This is a genomic window from Bartonella sp. AA83SXKL, from assembly GCF_042196965.1.
Taxonomy (GTDB): domain Bacteria; phylum Pseudomonadota; class Alphaproteobacteria; order Rhizobiales; family Rhizobiaceae; genus Bartonella.
This window is the reverse complement of the sequence record NZ_JBHIRG010000002.1, coordinates 94513-111819: the sequence shown is the minus strand read 5'-3', so window position 1 is coordinate 111819 and position 17307 is coordinate 94513. Positions and strand designations below refer to the sequence as shown.

Sequence of the window (17307 nt, the reverse complement as noted above, 5' to 3'; positions counted from 1 at the left end):
TTGCAATGAATACACAAGATGTCATTGATATTTTTAAACAAGCAGATGCTATTCTAAAAGGGCATTTTATTTTAACATCGGGGCGCCATAGTGCGACTTATATGCAAAAAGCGAAAGTATTCATGCATGCTGACTTGACGGAAAAGTTATGTCGTGGATTGGCTGAAAAAATCAAAAAATCTATCGAGGGAAAAATTGACTATGTTGTTGGTCCCGCAATTGGGGGTCTTATTCCTTCCTATGAAACTTCACGTCACCTTGGTGTTCCTTCTCTTTGGGTAGAGCGTGTAAATGGCATCTTTGAATTGCGTCGTTTTGAAATCAAGAAGGGTGCACGGGTTGTTATTGTTGAAGATATTGTAACAACGGGTCTTTCCATTCGTGAGACTGTTGAAGCGCTTGTTACAGCAGGAGCAGAGGTATTGGCCAGTGCATGTATCCTTGATCGTTCTGGTAGTAAGGTCAATGTTGGAGTTCCATTGATTGCGCTTGCTGAATACGAGATAACCTCTTATGCTAGTGATGCACTTCCTGCAGAGCTTTCTGTTCTTCCCGCGATTAAACCAGGCAGTCGAAATATTTAATTGTCGTTCTATTTTTTTGTGCAAAAGCTTAAAAAGATTAATTTGGATGATATAGATTATTTCATCATCAAAAGATGTATATTGAGAGTCATATGCTTTTTCGTCGTCGAAAACCAATAGATTTTGTAACGCGTATTCGACTTTGGTTATGGCCACGTCGTTCATTTTCTCGCTCATTTTGCTACATACATAAACGTATTTTGCGTATATCAGCAACACCGCATGAAGTAGCATTAGGGGTTGCTGTTGGCGTTTTTTTAGCTTGTTCACCTTTCTTTGGGTTGCATATTATTTTGGCAATATTTTTTTCTTGGCTTTTGCGTGCAAACTTTGCTGCCGCAATCATTGGGACAATTTTTTCTAATCCACTCACATTTTTATTGATTGTCATGGCTGATTATAAAGTAGGGTATTTTTGTTTATCACTTTTTAGCGATGTCAAAGAGATTTCTCTTTCGCAAATTCGTGCTCTATTTAATGGTTTGACATTGTCAAATCTCTCTCTCCTCTTTAAAGGCGCATGGGATACAATTATGAGTCCTATGATTTTAGGGGGAACTCTTTTAGGTATTGTTTTTGGTGGTTTATCTTATATAGGTGTTTACAGAGCAACGGTTCGTTTTAAACAAAAGCGATATCAAAAGATTATAAAAAAAGGCGTTTAAAGAAGCGCTCATCGTAAGAAAGATCGGGTAATATCTTATGATTATTGGTCTTGGAAATGATCTGGTTGATATACGACGTATTGAGAAAATGTTGGTTCGTTATGGTGAGCGTTTTATCCAACGGATTTTTACGGATATTGAAAGAAATAGATCTGAAAATCTCAAAAAAAGCTCCTCTTCCTATGCAAAAAGATTTGCTGCGAAAGAAGCATGTGCTAAAGCCTTAGGAACGGGAATCGCTTGTGGTATCAATTGGAAAGACATGGGGGTAGTTAATTTGCCATCTGGTAAACCAATAATGCAATTAACAAATTGTGCGCAAATGCAACTTCAAAAGTTATTACCTCCTCATCATGATGCAGTTATTCATCTTAGCATAACAGATGATTTTCCTTGGGCACAGGCATTTATTATTATCGAAGCACTTCCACGTGGATAGATGGCGTGAGAGATTGTGCTTTTGTTATTTGAATATTATGATGAAAAAAATTATATCTGTGATGAGAAGGCAGTTGGTGATGATCCCAAAAGATAAAGTGCATAAAAAAGAAAAAAAAGGTGGGCTTCTTGAATTTATTTCTGTTTTAATACAGGCTTTGCTTTTAGCAGCGTTTATTCGGACACTTTTTTTCCAGCCGTTTAGTATTCCTTCCGGTTCAATGCGTCCTACTTTGTTGGTGGGAGATTATCTGTTTGTTTCTAAGTATGCATATGGGTATTCTCGTTTTTCCATTCCCTTTTCTCCTCCTCTTTTTTCTGGACGGATTTGGGCATCTCAACCTCAACGTGGAGATGTGGTCGTTTTTCGCTTACCAAGTAATCCGAAGATTGATTATATAAAACGCGTCGTTGGGCTACCAGGTGATCGTATACAAGTCCGTCAAAGTGTCCTTTATATTAATGATGAGGCTGTTTCACGTCACTTTATGGGGGAGATTGATAATTCTGATATAACGGAAGTGAACTATCCTGTTGAGGTTTATCGCGAGACAATGCCTAACGGTGTCAGTTATGATACACTTGATTTAGCTTTCATCCCGAAAGTTGATGATACAGAAGTCTTTGAAGTTCCTCAGGGACATTACTTTATGATGGGGGATAACCGCGACAATTCAGATGATAGTCGTTTAGATGTAGGCTATGTTCCAGAAGAAAATCTTATTGGTCGCGCGAGCGTGATTTTCTTTTCTATCAGTAATGGTTCAAGTGCTTGGCAGATTTGGCGTTGGCCATTTGATGTGCGTTGGAAACGTTTGTTTTCTTTCATAAATACGGTTCATGATTTGCCGCTTATCAAGCAAGGAAACAACGATGAAACGTCTCATGATTGATCAGCTTTTCAAGCTGACGGGGCATCGTTTTAAAGATGAAGAGAGGTTAAAGAAGGCATTAACACACTCGAGTGTACAAGATTCGGAACAGGGGAATTATGAACGACTAGAGTTTCTAGGGGATCGGGTTTTAGGGCTTTTGATTGCAGAGATGCTGTATCAACTTTTTCCTCAGGCAAGTGAAGGTGAATTATCAGTCCGTTTAAATCATCTGGTCAATGCACAGACATGTGCTGATATTGCGCGTGAAATGAGACTTCCTGATATGATCCGTGTTGGTTTTGAGATGAAAAATTTTGAGGGGCGTCGACTTATCAATATGCATGCAGATGTCGTGGAAGCTTTGATTGCCGTAATATATCTCGATGGAGGATTGGAAAGTGTTCGCCCTTTTATTCAAAAATATTGGCAAAGTAGGGCAAAGAAAATGGATGCTGGTCGACGTGATGCCAAGACAGAATTACAGGAATGGGCGCATATCCAAGGCAATGCACAACCACATTATCAGGTTATAAAACGTTCAGGTCCAGATCACGATCCTGTTTTTATGGTAGAGGTCAGTATTTCTGGGTTTGCTTCAGAGATTGGGCAGGGAAGCTCCAAAAGATATGCTGAAAGAATGGCAGCTGAAAAAATTTTGCGACGAGAGGGTGTATGGAAAACAGTGGGAAAAAATAATCATGAGTGACGTTATGAAAACGCGTTCTGGGTTTGTTGTGCTTATTGGGATGCCTAATGCCGGTAAATCGACATTGGTTAATCAATTGGTTGGAACAAAGGTTTCAATTGTAACACATAAGGTACAAACAACACGAACTTTAATCCGCGGTATTGTCATTCATGATGATGTGCAAATTGTGTTGGTCGATACACCGGGTGTTTTTCGTCCCCATAAGCGCTTAGAACGAGCCATGGTCTCTGCTGCTTGGGGAGGGGCTAAGAGCGCTGATGTTCTGCTTGTTTTAATTGACGCTCAAAGTGGTCTTTCGGATGAAGTTGATATGATGTTAGATATTGTAAACAATATGAAACAAGAAAAAGTTCTTGTTCTTAATAAGGTTGATACAGTTGTTAAATCATCTCTTCTAGCGTTAACCACTAAAATAAATGAACGTGTAAAGTTTGCGCAAACATTTATGATTTCTGCTCTAAACGGTTCTGGTTGCAAGGATTTACTTCATGCGTTGAGTAACATGATGCAGGAAGGACCATGGTATTATCCGGAAGATCAAATTTCTGATATGCCTATGCGTCATCTTGCTGCTGAAATTACGCGTGAAAAACTTTTTCTTCGTCTTCATGATGAACTTCCTTATTCCTCAACGGTTGAAACAGAAAACTGGGAAGAGCGTTCAGATGGTTCCGTTAAAATTAATCAAGTTATTTATGTCGAGCGTGAGAGTCAGAAAAAAATTGTCTTAGGAGCAAAAGGCGATACAATTAAAGCGATTGGTCAAGCAGCACGTAAAGAACTCATGGAAATTATGGATCAAAAGGTTCATCTTTTTCTCTTTGTGAAAGTGCGCGATAATTGGGATACCGATCCAGAACGTTATCGTGAAATGGGATTGGATTTTTTAAAATAAGATTTTTAAAAATAATTAAAGTAAAATGAAGTGGAAAGAACAAGCCGTTATACTTGGTACGCGCCAATATGGTGAAACAAGTGTTATTCTTGAGATTATGACACGTGAACATGGTCGTTATATGGGAGTGGTAAAAGGGGGGCGCTCGCGTCGCATGGCAGCTCTTCTTCAACCTGGAAATTTTGTGGAGGCTGAATGGTGGGCTCGTTTAGACGAACATTTGGGACTTTTTCGGCTTGAAGCTCTTGATTTACATGCGGCACGATTAATCTGTCTACCAGAAGCACTTTATGCTTTGCAATTGATAGCTTTTCATTTGCGGCTTCTTCCCGAACGTGATCCGCACCCCATTTTATATGATATTTTACACCTTTTTATGCAGAATTTTGATGAACCATTTGTAAATGCAGAATTGCTTGTACGTTTTGAAATGCGGCTTCTTGAAGAACTTGGTTTTGGTCTTGATTTATCTTGTTGTGCTGCAACAGGTCGTCAGGAAAGGCTTCATTACGTATCACCAAAATCTGGTCGGGCTGTCTGTGAAGAAGCAGGAGAACCTTGGAAAAAAAAACTTCTTATTCTACCACAGTTTCTTGTACAAAGAATGACTCGTCCTGCTGATTTTAGTGATATAATAAATGGTTTTATACTGACGGGTTTTTTTCTTATGCGTCATGTCTGGGAGCCACGAGATATAAAGCAGCCGTCAGTGCGCATGAATTTGATACAATTGTTTGAGCGCCAATTTGGTGTACAGGCATTAATTTGTTGATCTGATGATAATTGAATGGGAAAATGAGAATTTTAAAGACAATTGCTGAAGTTCGCCAATATACTTCAGAGGAACGACGTTTAAGTTTTTCGATTGGTTTTGTTCCAACAATGGGGGCATTGCATGATGGTCATCTTGCATTAGTACAGTATGCAAGAGCAATGTGTGATCGCGTAGTAGTTTCTATTTTTGTCAATCCAAAGCAATTTGGACCTCATGAAGATTTTTCTCAATATCCAAGAGATTTGAAGGGCGATTGTGCTTTGTTAAAAGAAGCAGGTGTTGAATGTGTTTTTGCTCCTTCTGTAGATGAAATGTGGCCACCAGGAAATGACACAATTGTACAAGTGAAAAAATTATCACGTATTTTGATGGGAAAATTACGTCCAGGGCACTTTTGTGGTGTAACAAGCGTTGTTGCTAAACTTTTTAACATTGTCCAACCAGATAAGGCTTTTTTTGGGGAAAAAGATTTTCAACAAATTTTAATTATTCGGCGTATGGTTGAAGATTTGGCTTTTCCTATTGAAATCGTTGGAGTTCCTATTCTACGGGAGTCAGATGGTGTAGCTTGTTCTTCACGCAATCAGCTTTTAACATTAGAAGATCGTAAAGCTGCCAAAATTCTTCCTGAAAGTGGAAAAGCTGCTGAAAAGCTTTACCATGAAGGTGAACGGTCGGTTGATAAATTATGCAAAACTGTTCATGATATTTTACAACAAGAAACGCGTGCAATCATTGAAGCGATAGATTTACGGGATATGGAAACTTTATGCATGATTAGAGGAACATTGAATAAACCAGCAGTTTTACTTCTTACTGTCCGCTTTGGTGAGGTAAGGCTGATTGATCAATATATATTGCAAGAGAAGGGTGGAAAATGAGTGTACATAAAACCGTAAAGCGTATAACATCTTCCGAAATACGTGCAAGAAAGGGACAACAGCCAATTGTTTCTTTAACAGCTTATCAAGCTTATACTGCGCGGATTGCTGATCCATATTGCGATATCCTTTTGGTTGGTGATAGCGTTGGGATGGTTGTGTATGGGTTTGAGACAACGCTTCCTGTTAATTTAGATATGATGATTTTACACGGGAAAGCCGTGGTGCGTGGATCTCAAAAAGCTCTTGTGGTTATTGATATGCCTTTTGGTTCTTATGAAGAAAGTCCAGAACAAGCTTTTTTTAATGCATCGCGTATTCTTGCTCAAACGGGGTGTGGTGCAGTTAAGCTTGAAGGGGGTGTTTATATAGCAGAAACAATAGATTTTTTGTGTAAACGTGGCATTCCAGTGATGGGGCACATTGGTCTTACACCCCAGGCGGTGAATCGTTTTGGTGGCTTCAAAACACAAGGACGCAAGGAGAATGATTGGCAAAGAATTGAAGCAGATGGAGCAGCGATTGAAGAGGCAGGTGCTTTTGCTGTTGTTTTAGAAGGGATTGTCGAACCTTTAGCGGTGAAACTGACAAATAAGCTTTCTATCCCTACGATCGGTATAGGGGCGTCTAATCAATGTGATGGACAAGTATTGGTTATGGAAGATATGTTGGGCTATGGTTCTCATGTGCCAAAATTTGTACGCCGTTATGGAGACCTTGAACAAGCCATGGAAACTGCAATAAAGAATTATGCAGAGGATGTCACATCTCGTGCTTTCCCAGCGGATAATGAAGTTTATAAACTAAAATAAACTTCAGTTTAAGATGAAAGGTTTGACAAGAGAACATTTGTTGTTTTGATAATAAATGTGCATTATTTAATATATTTTGTATACAATTTGAGCTGTGATTTTTTCCATTTCTTGAATGGAGTCACGCCTCTCATGCAAAACAGAACGCCATTGGGTCGCTAATTCACGTGCTTTTTTAAAGAGAGCTTTCTTAAGGCACCCAATCCTATTTCGCGACGGCGTTCGTGAATAATATAGTGGTAAGTCCCTTATGAAGTGTATAAAATTTATAGAGCACTCCCGTCTTTACGCTTCATAAGAAAGCAAGCCGGCATCATCACACACTTTGCCAATTTTCAATGCTGCGACAGCGCTTAGCACTTGAGATGGTTCATAAGAAGCATTTTAACTCTTTCTTTAAAAAATTTTACCCACACGCCAGCCCCGCTTGTGGTGTGCAAGAGAATGATTTTGATTGATTCAATATAAACAGATTTGAAATGAGTGAAGCTTACGATATTAGGAGCTCTCATTCAAAATGAAAAAACAATGAATTATTATTATAAGTCAGTGTGATGAGTCTGTAATGACAAGGAATCAACAATGCGAAGAGTCTATAATCTTTGGGCATCTAAGTCATTAAAGCGCGTTAAAAATGCGTTTTCAATGTGTTGTGTAGAATAGGGGGATAAATTAAGATCATCGGGTAGAATATTATTGGGAGAGCCAAAATAGTGAAGGGCTTCTTCTGTATTAAATCCAGCAAGCGTAATCGCTTCATAATAGGCAGCAATACGGTCGGCTTGTTTAATTTTTTTTAAAAGTTTTTGAGAAAGATCAACGGGAAGAGAAAAGCGCATGTGGATAGCATCTTGGATGCGCTTTTCAACGCGTTCATATTGTTTTCCTATGACAGCTTTAAAAGGGGAAATCATATCGCCGATGACATATTCTGGAGCATCATGAAGAAGGGTATAAAGACATTCATTGCTTCCCGATTGTGGAAAAAGTTTTTGAAATATTTGTTCAACCAAAAGTGAATGTTGTGCAACAGAATAGGCATGCTCTCCTCGTGTTTGACCGTTCCAACGTGCTACGCGAGCAAGTCCATGGGCAATATCTTCAATTTCAACATCAAAAGGAGAAGGGTCGAGAAGATCAAGTCGCCTTCCAGAGAGCATTCTTTGCCAAGCGCGGGCTTCTCCATTTTTTAATAATTCAGCTTTAGCCATGAGTGTTTTCTATAGTATTTTCAGGAAAGGTAAAATTCATATTTTCAGCAATGCTTATAGTGACAGGAATGTTTTTTACAGTAAAGGGGATGTTATGATCCATAGCATCTTTGACGTGGTCAATACGCATTAAAGCAAGAGCCTCATTTTCTACACATGTTCCCAAGTAGCCAAGCACTTTTGTTCCTGCTTCAATGCTAGATTGAGGGGTTAATTTACACTGGCCTTTTACAATAAAAATACGGCGACGTGCTGCACGGCGGTGGTGCATTCGTGAAACAATTTCTTGTCCAATATAACATCCTTTATTGAATGCAAGTCCATTGATTTGATCGTAATTAATATCATGAGGAAAGACTTTGCCAATTTCATAGTCTTGATCACTTTCCGCAATTGCATAACGGATACGCAATTGATTCCATGTGTCATGATATTCTGAAGTCAAAAAAGGTTTTTTGCCATAGATTCGTATTATTTTTTCTTGTTGTGGGAAGCGTTTATCAACAAAACTTGAATCAAAATTTAAAGCATCTGATTCATTATTCAAAGAAACTGTAACAAGCTCTTGGAATGGTTGTGTAATTTCTACTTTTTTGCGCAGCTTATAGAGCAACAGACGCTTATGGAGCGTATCAGCTAAAGGCATTCTGATATCAATCAAGTAACCATCTTCTTTTTTTCCGATAAGAAAATCAGCAAGAACCTTTCCTTGTGGGGATAAAAGGGCTCCAGGGAAAAGTTCCTGTGGACTAATTTTTTTTACATCTGTCGTGATCAGGGATTGTAGAAAATCTGTTGCTTCTTCACCTGTAATTTGAATAAGCCCGCGGTTTTTTAAGCAAATGGCATTTTGTTTTTCAATCATGGTTCTTGCCTTTCTGCTCAAAGTTACATAATCGATAAGTGAGCAATATGTAAGGAGCGTGGTTATGTTTAAAACATTTGATACAATTTTTAAAGGTGCAACACTTGTAAATCATGATGGAAGAAGCAAGCGTGATATTGGTGTTACAAATGGTCGTATTGCTGAAATAGGTAACCTTACATGTGCATCGGCTAGTGAGGTCATTGATTGTACGGGGCTTCATATTTTACCAGGAATTATTGATAGCCAAGTGCATTTTCGTGAGCCAGGAAATGAATATAAGGAGGATTTGGAAAGTGGCTCGTATTCTGCTGTTTTAGGGGGTGTTACGGCAGTTTTTGAAATGCCTAATACCAATCCATTGACAACATCAGAAGAAACATTAAGCGATAAGGTTCAACGTGCATTTCATCGAATGCATTGTGATTTTGCATTTTGGGTTGGAGGAACGCGTGAAAATGCTCATGAACTATCTGAATTAGAAAGACTTCCTGGTGCGGCTGGAATTAAAGTCTTTATGGGGTCCTCTACCGGTGATCTTTTGGTTGATGATGATGAAAGTGTACGCCTTATTTTGAAGAATACACGCCGTCGTGCGGCTTTTCATTCTGAAGATGAGGCGAGGCTCAAAGAGCGTAAAATATTGCGTATTGAAGGGGATGCATCGTCACATCCGATTTGGCGTGATGAAGTTGCGGCATTAAAATGTACGCAGCGTTTGGTAAAAATTGCTCATGAGACGAAGGCTCGGATTCATGTGTTACATCTTTCGACAGAAGAAGAAATTGATTTTCTAAAAAAACATAAGGATGTTGCAACAATTGAAGTGACACAACATCATTTGACGCTCACGGCTGATGATTATAAGAAGTTTGGTACATTAATTCAGATGAATCCGCCTATTCGTGAGCCGCGCCACCGTGACGCTCTTTGGTACGGTGTTCAACAAGGAATTATTGATGTCTTAGGTTCAGATCATGCGCCTCATACTCTTGAAGAAAAACTTCAACCTTATCCCTCTTCACCTTCAGGTATGACAGGCGTGCAAACAACAGCAGCAATTATGTTGACACATGTGAATGCAGGAAAAATATCTCTTGAACGTTTTGTTGATCTCACTTCACATGGCCCTAGTCGTATTTTTGGTATAAGTTGTAAAGGGCGCATTGCTGTTGGGTTTGATGCTGATTTAACCATTGTTGATCTTAAGCGAGAAGAAATTATTACGAATAGCTTAATTGGTTCGCGTACCGGTTGGACACCTTATGATGGTCAAAAAGTTAAAGGTTGGCCTGTTGGGACTATTATCCGTGGTATGCGCGTTATGTGGGAAGGTGAAATTGTTACACCTTCACAAGGAGAGCCTGTTAAATTTATAGAAACTTTGGTGTAAAAAAATTAAAATTATAAGTATGCCGTAAAATACCATCTTTTAGAGTGGTGATATAGGGTATGTCAGCCTCTTTGGCACATAAGTGTTTTTTTATGCGTGGTGAATATTTTTAGGCTTGTTTTTAGAAACTATGAAGCAAATTACATGAGTGGGAAGCCAAGAGGAAACTTATTCAACAAGAACCTAGATTATTTACAGAGCAAATTTAGTTAAAAATCTTTGTCCGTTAAAGTGTGGGGAGGAAGCCAAAGAACAGTTTTGTATGGGGAAAAAGGCGCATATGAATAAAAGCGTATCAAGACATTATTCTTTAAACGTCTCTCTATTTTCAGAGCTGGTTTATTGCTCCCCGCATTTGTGAAAGGAGTATCATTGATATCGCTAAGATTGAGAGAGCTACTTTTTGTATAGATTAATTATTTATAATGCATGAGGAGGTTTTCAGATAAAATTCTTCCTTCCTCAATGTATCTTTGGTTGGCTTCAATGGCTGCTTGTGTACAATGATGATAATTTTCTGAGAAAGCACGATACGCTTCATTAAACGCTTCATAAAAATAAGCACGTCTTTGTGGAATGGGGCGTTCTGCTTCAATCAGTGCATTCATATAGTCATACCATTGGTTTGTTGGAGGCTCGCAAAGATTTTGGAGAGAATGCAATGATCCCAAAATTTCTGCTAGTCGGAGTAATTTTTTTTCATAAGGTGGAGATTGTTGTGCAAAGGTTGGCATTGAAATGACAAGAAATATTAAAATAATGATGTTCATCAATCTATACCGCATTATTTTTATTGCTTTCTTTGAATAAAACTCTGTAAAGATAAAATAATTTTGTCATGAGAACGGTGTAAAAAAATAAAGTTAATTGCTACATTATTCTCAATTATTGATTATAAAATATAGGGCGTAAGAGGCAGTAAGGAACCCATTGTGGAATATTGAAAATACTGACGAAGCTTTGTGTGGTTAAAAATTTAAGATTTTCTGCCTGCAAGCTATCTATTTTTCACATAGATTTATATTGTATTGCCTATAGATTTTTTTCTAAGCTCATTTTCTTTAAGGAGGGAAAGCATCTCTAATGATAGAACGCTTTTGTCCAATCAAATAAAATAGATTGTTTTTATGATAAACGATGAATACAGCCGTAAATACAATGGGAAAATGGTAAGAAGAATTTAGTATAAGATACAAGTTTTTAGCTTAAACCGCGTAATACAATGATTTGAGATAAGATACATCTAAAAGGATCGGTGCATAATATCGTCCATGGAGTCAATAAATGAAAAAGTTGCGATTTTATAATACGCTAACACGTAAAAAAGAAAAATTTACACCAATAGATGCGACAAGAGTACGTCTTTATGTTTGTGGACCGACAATTTATGATTATGCGCATATAGGAAATGCACGTCCTGTTATTGTTTTTGATATTTTATTTCGCTTATTGCGTCATGTTTATGGCAATGAGCATGTTCTATATGCGCGTAATATTACAGATGTCGATGATAAAATTAATGCACGAGCAGCTAGCGAATATCCAAACGTATCATTGAATGAGGCTATTCGTCACTTAACAGAACGTACATATTCTCAGTTTCAACAAGATACCATAGCACTTGGTTGTCTGTTGCCAACCAGTCAGCCACGCGCCACTGAGCATTTAGAGGAGATGCGCTCTTTAATTGAAAGGTTGCTTGAAAAGGGGCACGCTTATGAAGCGGAAAATCATATATTATTTTCTGTAAGTAGCATAAAAAATCCTCCCCATTATGGGGCATTTGCAAATCGTTCTTTAGATGAAATGAGGGCGGGGGCGCGTATCGATGTTGCTGCTTATAAAAGGGAAGAGATGGATTTTGTTTTGTGGAAGCCTTCTGTGGAAGGAGAACCAGGTTGGGAATCACCGGGCGGAATTCCTGTTTTAGGTCGTCCAGGTTGGCATATTGAATGTTCTGCAATGTCAATGGCAAAGTTATTAGCGCCCTATGGCGGTGGTTTAACCTGTGATGATCCGACCGCCAATGTTTTTGATATCCATGGTGGTGGAATTGATTTAATTTTTCCTCATCATGAAAATGAGATTGCACAAAGTTGTTCAGCTTTTGGGACGGAGCGAATGGCTAATTTTTGGATGCATAATGGTTTTTTACAAGTTGAAGGCAAAAAGATGTCGAAAAGCTTTGGCAATTTCATAACTATTCGTTCTGTTTTAGAGAATAATTTTGGGGAGTTTAATGGTATTTTAACCGATGAAATGAAGCAAAATTGGGCTGGTTTGTCTACGCGTTTTTCGATGTTGCAAACGCATTATCGTGAACCATTAAATTGGACAGCACAGCGTTTAATACAATCGAGCAGCGAACTGTATCGTTGGTATGAATGGCTTCGCAGCAAAAAGAGTGAGATGAAAAACAATGAAGCAATTGATGATACTTTGATAGATGCACTTAGTGATGATCTTAATACTCCAAAAGCACTGACTCTTTTGCGAAAATTTTATAAAGAAGGAAATGCTTTGGCTCTTCTGAATGGGATGAATTTATTAGGACTGTTAAGACAAGAATGGATTAAAGAAATAGATTGCCCATTATTTATGAGAAAAACTTTCCTTGATACAAAATTTATTGATCAGCGCATTGCCGAAAGACTAAGACTTATCCATAATAAAGAGTGGGAAGCTGCGGATACAATTCGTGATGAGCTTGCAGCCGAGGGGGTTCTTTTAAAAGACAGTAAGGATCCGCAGAGTGGTGAGCGCATAACTGTGTGGGAAATAAAACGATTTTAATTTCTCTATTCCAGCAGCTTCATAAAAAAGGAGAATATGATGGAATTTTTATATCATTATGGATATATCGCGCTTAAACTGGCTGTAGGTCTTGTTGCCTTCTTATTTATTTTAAGAACGACGGGGCGGGGGAGTCTTAGTCAGATGACACCAGTTGATTTGGTCAGTAATTTTGTCATGGGAGGTATTATTGGAGGAGTTATTTATAATCAGAATATTAGTAGCATTCAATTATTGCTTGTTTTATTCATCTGGCAAACCTTGATTACATCTTTTAATTTTATTGCACGCTATTCAGTTTTTTTTCGTCGTCTTATTGCAGGGCGGAATGTCACATTAGTTTTAGATGGAGTTTTCCAAATGGATAAGATTAAGAGCTTAGGGATCAATATTAATGATCTCATTACGATGTTACGTCTTAAAGGGTGTCACTTACATGAAGCTGCTTTTGTTCGTTTGGAAACCAATGGTGATTTCACTGTCATTAAAAAGGAAGAGGGAAAGAAATCGACGATTTTAATAGAAAATGGTGAAGTTATTGATGAGGGACTTAAAGAGATTGGTAAAACAAAAAAGTGGCTTCAGGCAGAATTGAAAAAAAAACATGTAAAAGTTGAAAGTTTATTCGCAGCAGAGTGGTATGAAAATATAGATCAAAATAATAAATTGTATAGTGGATTATTTCTTGTTCCTTTTTCAAAAACAGTCTAACTTCAAAAAACGGGTAGGTATAGCTTATTGGAAGCTCCGTAATGAAGAGATGAATCTATAAACAACCACAGAGGGTATTTTGCCTGTTTGTGCGGATGATAGAGAAGTAAGGACTTTATGAAACGCAATGAAATGACAAAAACTGTATCATCAGATACAGGGAGAACTCTGCACACACTTTACAATTTATGGCCCTATATGTGGCCAGTAGGTCGGCGTGATCTAAAAATGCGTGTGTTGTGGGCAATATTTTATCTTGTTTTGGCTAAGCTCGTTCTCATATCTGTACCGTATTTCTTTAAATATTCTACGAATGTGCTTGATTCAAGCTTTCAGCCACCTAAATGGTTCCCATCCAGTTGGATTATTCCCATCATGCTCGTTTTGGCATACAATGTCGCGCGTATTATGCAGGCTGGATTAAATCAATTACGCGATTCTCTGTTTGCCACTGTTGGTCAATACGCTGTTCGTCAATTAGCTTATAAAACCTTTGTACATATGCATGAGTTATCTTTGCGATTTCATTTGGAACGCCGAACAGGTGGGCTTTCTCGTGTGATTGAGCGTGGAACAAAAGGAATTGAAGCGATCGTAAGATTTTCAATTCTTAGTACAGTACCAACAGTTTTAGAATTTATATTAACGGCACTGGTATTTTACATAAGTTATGGGTGGCATTATCTTCTCATCGTTGTTGCAACAGTTGGATTATATATCGTGTTTACCATTAAGGCGAGTGATTGGCGTATTCGCATTCGGCAAAAAATGAATACAGCGGATACTGAGGCGAATACTCGCGCTGTTGATTCTCTTTTGAATTTTGAAACGGTCAAATATTTTGGTAATGAAACTCTAGAAGCCGATCGATTTGATGCTTCTATGGTAGGTTATGAAAAAGCCGCAACAAAGATTTGGACATCGTTAAGCTGGCTTAATTTTGGTCAGACTCTTATCTTTGGTATTGGAATGACGATCATGATGCTGATGTCAGCTTATGAAGTTTTTTATAAGACACAAACTTTAGGAGATTTTGTTTTTATTAATGCGCTTTTAATGCAACTTTCCATTCCACTAAATTTTATTGGTTCAATGTATCGTGATATTCGACAAGGTTTAACGGATATTGAAGCAATGTTTGATCTTTTAGATGTTCAGAAAGAGATCGTTGATAAATCGGATGCTAAACCGTTAGAGATAAGCGATGGGACCATTTGTTTTCATCAGGTAAAGTTTTCCTATGATTCGAGACGTCAGATTCTCAGAGATATTGATTTTGAAGTTCCTGGAGGAAAAACAGTCGCTATTGTCGGTCCATCGGGTGCCGGTAAATCTACTATTTCTCGGTTGCTTTTTCGGTTTTATGATGTTGATGCAGGCTCTATCACAATTGATGGGCAGGATATTCGTGACGTAACACAAAAGAGTTTGCGTGAAGCGATTGGCATGGTCCCACAAGATACGGTGTTATTTAATGATACAATTGCCTATAATATTTGCTATGGGCGTCCAAGTGCTACAGATGAAGAGATGCGCAAAGCTGCTGAAATGGCACAAATATCAAAATTTATTGAAATTTTACCGGAAGGTTTTCAGTCTATGGTAGGAGAGCGAGGTCTCAAATTATCAGGTGGTGAAAAACAACGCGTGGCTATTGCTCGGACACTTTTAAAAGCTCCTCCACTTCTTATTCTAGATGAAGCAACGGCGGCTCTTGATACGGCGACGGAACAGGAAATTCAACAAGCATTGGATATTGTAAGCCGTGGACGTACAACATTGATTATTGCTCACCGTCTTTCTACTGTTATCAATGCGGATGAAATTTTAGTTCTTAAAAGTGGTCGTATTATTGAAAATGGGACGCATACAGAGCTTTTACGCAAGAAAGGTCTTTATGCTTCAATGTGGAATAAGCAGCTTGAAGCATCGCAAGCGGAAGAAAAATTACGTAAAATGCGTGAAGAAGATGAGACGAGTGTTGTTAATCGTAAAAAATAAATAGAGCAAAATGTAATCTATATCTTTATATGGAGTGATTGATTAAATACATAAAAAGACACAAGAGGAACAAAAAGCTTTGTTGCTTGTTTAAGTTTACGATGAATAGGAAATTATATGAGTATTCTGCAATCTTTCCATAATAGCTTTGTACCGGTTCATAAAGAAGGTTATCCTTTTATTGTAGCGTTTTTTGTTATTTCGCTCATTCTTGGTTGGATATGGAGTCCGTTGTTTTGGTTTGGTCTCGTTCTCACGGTGTGGTGTGTATACTTTTTCCGTGATCCAGATCGTGTGATCCCTTTGAATTCAAATTGGGTTATGTCGCCTGCAGATGGGCGTATTTCATTTGTGGAATCATGTGTTCCACCTGAAGAATTAGGATTAGGGAAAGATGAAATGATCCGTATTTCCATTTTTATGGATGTTTTTTCATGCCATATTAATCGTATTCCTATCAGTGGTACAGTAGAGTCTATCGTTTATCAGCCAGGTCGATTTACTAATGCTGACTTTGATAAAGCTAGTCAGTTTAATGAGCGTAATGGGGTGGTAATTGATAGCAAACATGGTAAAATTGGTGTCGTACAAATAGCGGGAATGGTTGCGCGCCGGATTGTTTGCTGGTCAAAAGAAAACGATGCCGTTATGACTGGTGAGCGATTTGGATTGATTCGTTTTGGTTCTCGCCTTGATGTTTATATACCAACTGAAATGAAATTGCGTGTTGCAGTTGGACAGACAGCAATTGCTGGAGAAACAGTTTTGGGTTCTTTTGATGATAAGAGTGCCACAACGGACTTCAGATACGATTAGGACTCACAATGAAAAATTTTTCGCCATTTTCTTCATTCAATCCTGAGGGGCAGCATGATGATGTTGCAAATCGGCGGCGTTCACCTACATCAATGCGGTATGTCATTCCTAATATCATTACTATTTTAGCAATTTGTGCAGGGATGAGCAGCATTCGTTTGGCTTTTGAACATCGCTATGAAGCTGCTATTTTAATGGTGCTTTTGGCCGCAGTTTTAGATGGTGCTGATGGTCGCATTGCCCGTTTAATAGATGGTAGTTCATCTTTTGGGGCACAGATGGATTCTCTTGCTGATGTTATAAATTTTGGTGTTACCCCTGCACTCATTGTTTATTCTTTTATCTTGAATCAAGCAAATCACATTGGTTGGGTTGCTGCCCTTGTTTATTGTGTTGCTTGTTGTTTGCGATTAGCACGTTTTAATGTGATGTTAGATAATCCCAATATACCTAAGTGGCAGAAAAGTTATTTTGTTGGTGTTCCAGCACCAGCAGGAGCATTATTACTTTTATTGCCTACCTATTTAGGCACTCTTGGTTTGGTCCCCAATTGGGGGTGGGCATTATTTTTTAGTCTTTATACTGTAATTATTGCTTTTCTTTTGATTAGTCGTTTACCGGTATGGAATGCAAAAACAATTGATCAAAATTTAAGGCGCGATATCGTTATACCGTGCATGTTGGTCATTGTTATTTATGTCGGTTTTCTTGCGACTTACACATGGGAAACTTTATTGATTACAGCTGTTAGCTATATGATTTTTCTCCCTTGTAGTTTTATCGCTTATAATAAACGTGCTACTTTAGAAGAGAAAAAGGCTGATGCTAAAGCTATCCAAGAATTATAAAGTGCTTCATTCTTCTGTCGAAAAGCACAGGAAAA

The 17307-nt window shown here is 38.2% G+C and carries 18 protein-coding genes; 15 read left to right on the top strand and 3 right to left on the bottom strand.

Annotation, left to right across the window (positions count from 1 at the left end; translation table 11 throughout):
- The first annotated feature begins 5 nt into the window (after positions 1 to 5).
- The 9 genes from pyrE to panB all read left to right on the top strand — a co-directional run bounded on the left by pyrE (position 6) and on the right by panB (position 6634).
- A complete protein-coding gene (gene pyrE / locus ACFINO_RS01720) occupies positions 6 to 584 on the top strand; it encodes an orotate phosphoribosyltransferase (RefSeq protein ID WP_375654982.1) in 579 nt (192 codons plus the stop codon).
- Between the two features lie 92 nt (positions 585 to 676).
- Positions 677 to 1249 (top strand): DUF2062 domain-containing protein, encoded by a 573-nt coding sequence (locus ACFINO_RS01715; protein ID WP_375617637.1) that lies wholly within the window; start codon positions 677 to 679, stop codon positions 1247 to 1249.
- Positions 1250 to 1286: 37 nt separating this feature from the next.
- Complete coding sequence (gene acpS / locus ACFINO_RS01710) at positions 1287 to 1688, top strand: holo-ACP synthase (protein WP_375654946.1); 402 nt, start codon at positions 1287 to 1289, stop codon at positions 1686 to 1688.
- A 79-nt stretch (positions 1689 to 1767) separates the two neighbouring features.
- A complete protein-coding gene (gene lepB / locus ACFINO_RS01705; RefSeq protein ID WP_375640607.1) occupies positions 1768 to 2580 on the top strand; it encodes a signal peptidase I in 813 nt (270 codons plus the stop codon).
- A complete protein-coding gene (gene rnc / locus ACFINO_RS01700; RefSeq protein WP_375634160.1) occupies positions 2561 to 3268 on the top strand; it encodes a ribonuclease III in 708 nt (235 codons plus the stop codon). Before lepB ends, rnc begins: the two co-directional genes overlap by 20 nt.
- Positions 3261 to 4166, top strand: a complete 906-nt coding sequence (gene era / locus ACFINO_RS01695) for a GTPase Era (protein ID WP_012754937.1) — start codon at positions 3261 to 3263, stop codon at positions 4164 to 4166. The genes rnc and era overlap by 8 nt, the downstream gene beginning before the upstream one ends.
- A 25-nt stretch (positions 4167 to 4191) precedes the next feature.
- Positions 4192 to 4938 (top strand): DNA repair protein RecO, encoded by a 747-nt coding sequence (gene recO, locus ACFINO_RS01690; RefSeq protein WP_375617640.1) that lies wholly within the window; start codon positions 4192 to 4194, stop codon positions 4936 to 4938.
- Between the two features lie 23 nt (positions 4939 to 4961).
- On the top strand, positions 4962 to 5822 hold the full coding sequence (panC, locus tag ACFINO_RS01685) for a pantoate--beta-alanine ligase (protein ID WP_375654945.1): 861 nt from the start codon (positions 4962 to 4964) through the stop codon (positions 5820 to 5822).
- Complete coding sequence (panB, locus tag ACFINO_RS01680) at positions 5819 to 6634, top strand: 3-methyl-2-oxobutanoate hydroxymethyltransferase (RefSeq protein WP_375634156.1); 816 nt, start codon at positions 5819 to 5821, stop codon at positions 6632 to 6634. The genes panC and panB overlap by 4 nt, the downstream gene beginning before the upstream one ends.
- A gap of 593 nt (positions 6635 to 7227) precedes the next feature.
- Here the strand turns inward: panB and ACFINO_RS01675 are convergent.
- Positions 7228 to 7845 (bottom strand): YfbR-like 5'-deoxynucleotidase, encoded by a 618-nt coding sequence (locus tag ACFINO_RS01675; protein WP_375654944.1) that lies wholly within the window; start codon positions 7843 to 7845, stop codon positions 7228 to 7230.
- Complete coding sequence (locus ACFINO_RS01670) at positions 7838 to 8710, bottom strand: YgfZ/GcvT domain-containing protein (protein ID WP_375634152.1); 873 nt, start codon at positions 8708 to 8710, stop codon at positions 7838 to 7840. The genes ACFINO_RS01675 and ACFINO_RS01670 overlap by 8 nt, the downstream gene beginning before the upstream one ends.
- Positions 8711 to 8774: 64 nt before the next feature.
- On the opposite strand from ACFINO_RS01670, the gene ACFINO_RS01665 reads away from it, so the two are divergent.
- Positions 8775 to 10103: a dihydroorotase gene (locus tag ACFINO_RS01665; protein ID WP_375654943.1), complete on the top strand. Its 1329-nt coding sequence runs from the start codon at positions 8775 to 8777 to the stop codon at positions 10101 to 10103.
- A gap of 416 nt (positions 10104 to 10519) precedes the next feature.
- Here the strand turns inward: ACFINO_RS01665 and ACFINO_RS01660 are convergent, their stop codons facing one another.
- Complete coding sequence (locus ACFINO_RS01660) at positions 10520 to 10888, bottom strand: TIGR02301 family protein (RefSeq protein WP_375612942.1); 369 nt, start codon at positions 10886 to 10888, stop codon at positions 10520 to 10522.
- Between the two features lie 499 nt (positions 10889 to 11387).
- Between ACFINO_RS01660 and cysS the strand changes: the two genes are divergently transcribed.
- The 5 genes from cysS to pssA all read left to right on the top strand — a co-directional run bounded on the left by cysS (position 11388) and on the right by pssA (position 17272).
- Positions 11388 to 12896 (top strand): cysteine--tRNA ligase, encoded by a 1509-nt coding sequence (cysS, locus tag ACFINO_RS01655; protein ID WP_375654942.1) that lies wholly within the window; start codon positions 11388 to 11390, stop codon positions 12894 to 12896.
- Between the two features lie 39 nt (positions 12897 to 12935).
- Positions 12936 to 13607, top strand: coding sequence for a DUF421 domain-containing protein (locus tag ACFINO_RS01650; RefSeq protein ID WP_375634302.1), 672 nt, complete (start codon positions 12936 to 12938; stop codon positions 13605 to 13607).
- Positions 13608 to 13724: 117 nt separating this feature from the next.
- On the top strand, positions 13725 to 15608 hold the full coding sequence (locus ACFINO_RS01645) for an ABCB family ABC transporter ATP-binding protein/permease (protein WP_375634144.1): 1884 nt from the start codon (positions 13725 to 13727) through the stop codon (positions 15606 to 15608).
- A 117-nt stretch (positions 15609 to 15725) separates the two neighbouring features.
- Complete coding sequence (locus ACFINO_RS01640) at positions 15726 to 16424, top strand: phosphatidylserine decarboxylase (protein ID WP_375634142.1); 699 nt, start codon at positions 15726 to 15728, stop codon at positions 16422 to 16424.
- Between the two features lie 8 nt (positions 16425 to 16432).
- Positions 16433 to 17272, top strand: a complete 840-nt coding sequence (pssA, locus tag ACFINO_RS01635) for a CDP-diacylglycerol--serine O-phosphatidyltransferase (RefSeq protein WP_375634140.1) — start codon at positions 16433 to 16435, stop codon at positions 17270 to 17272.
- Positions 17273 to 17307: the final 35 nt, after the last annotated feature.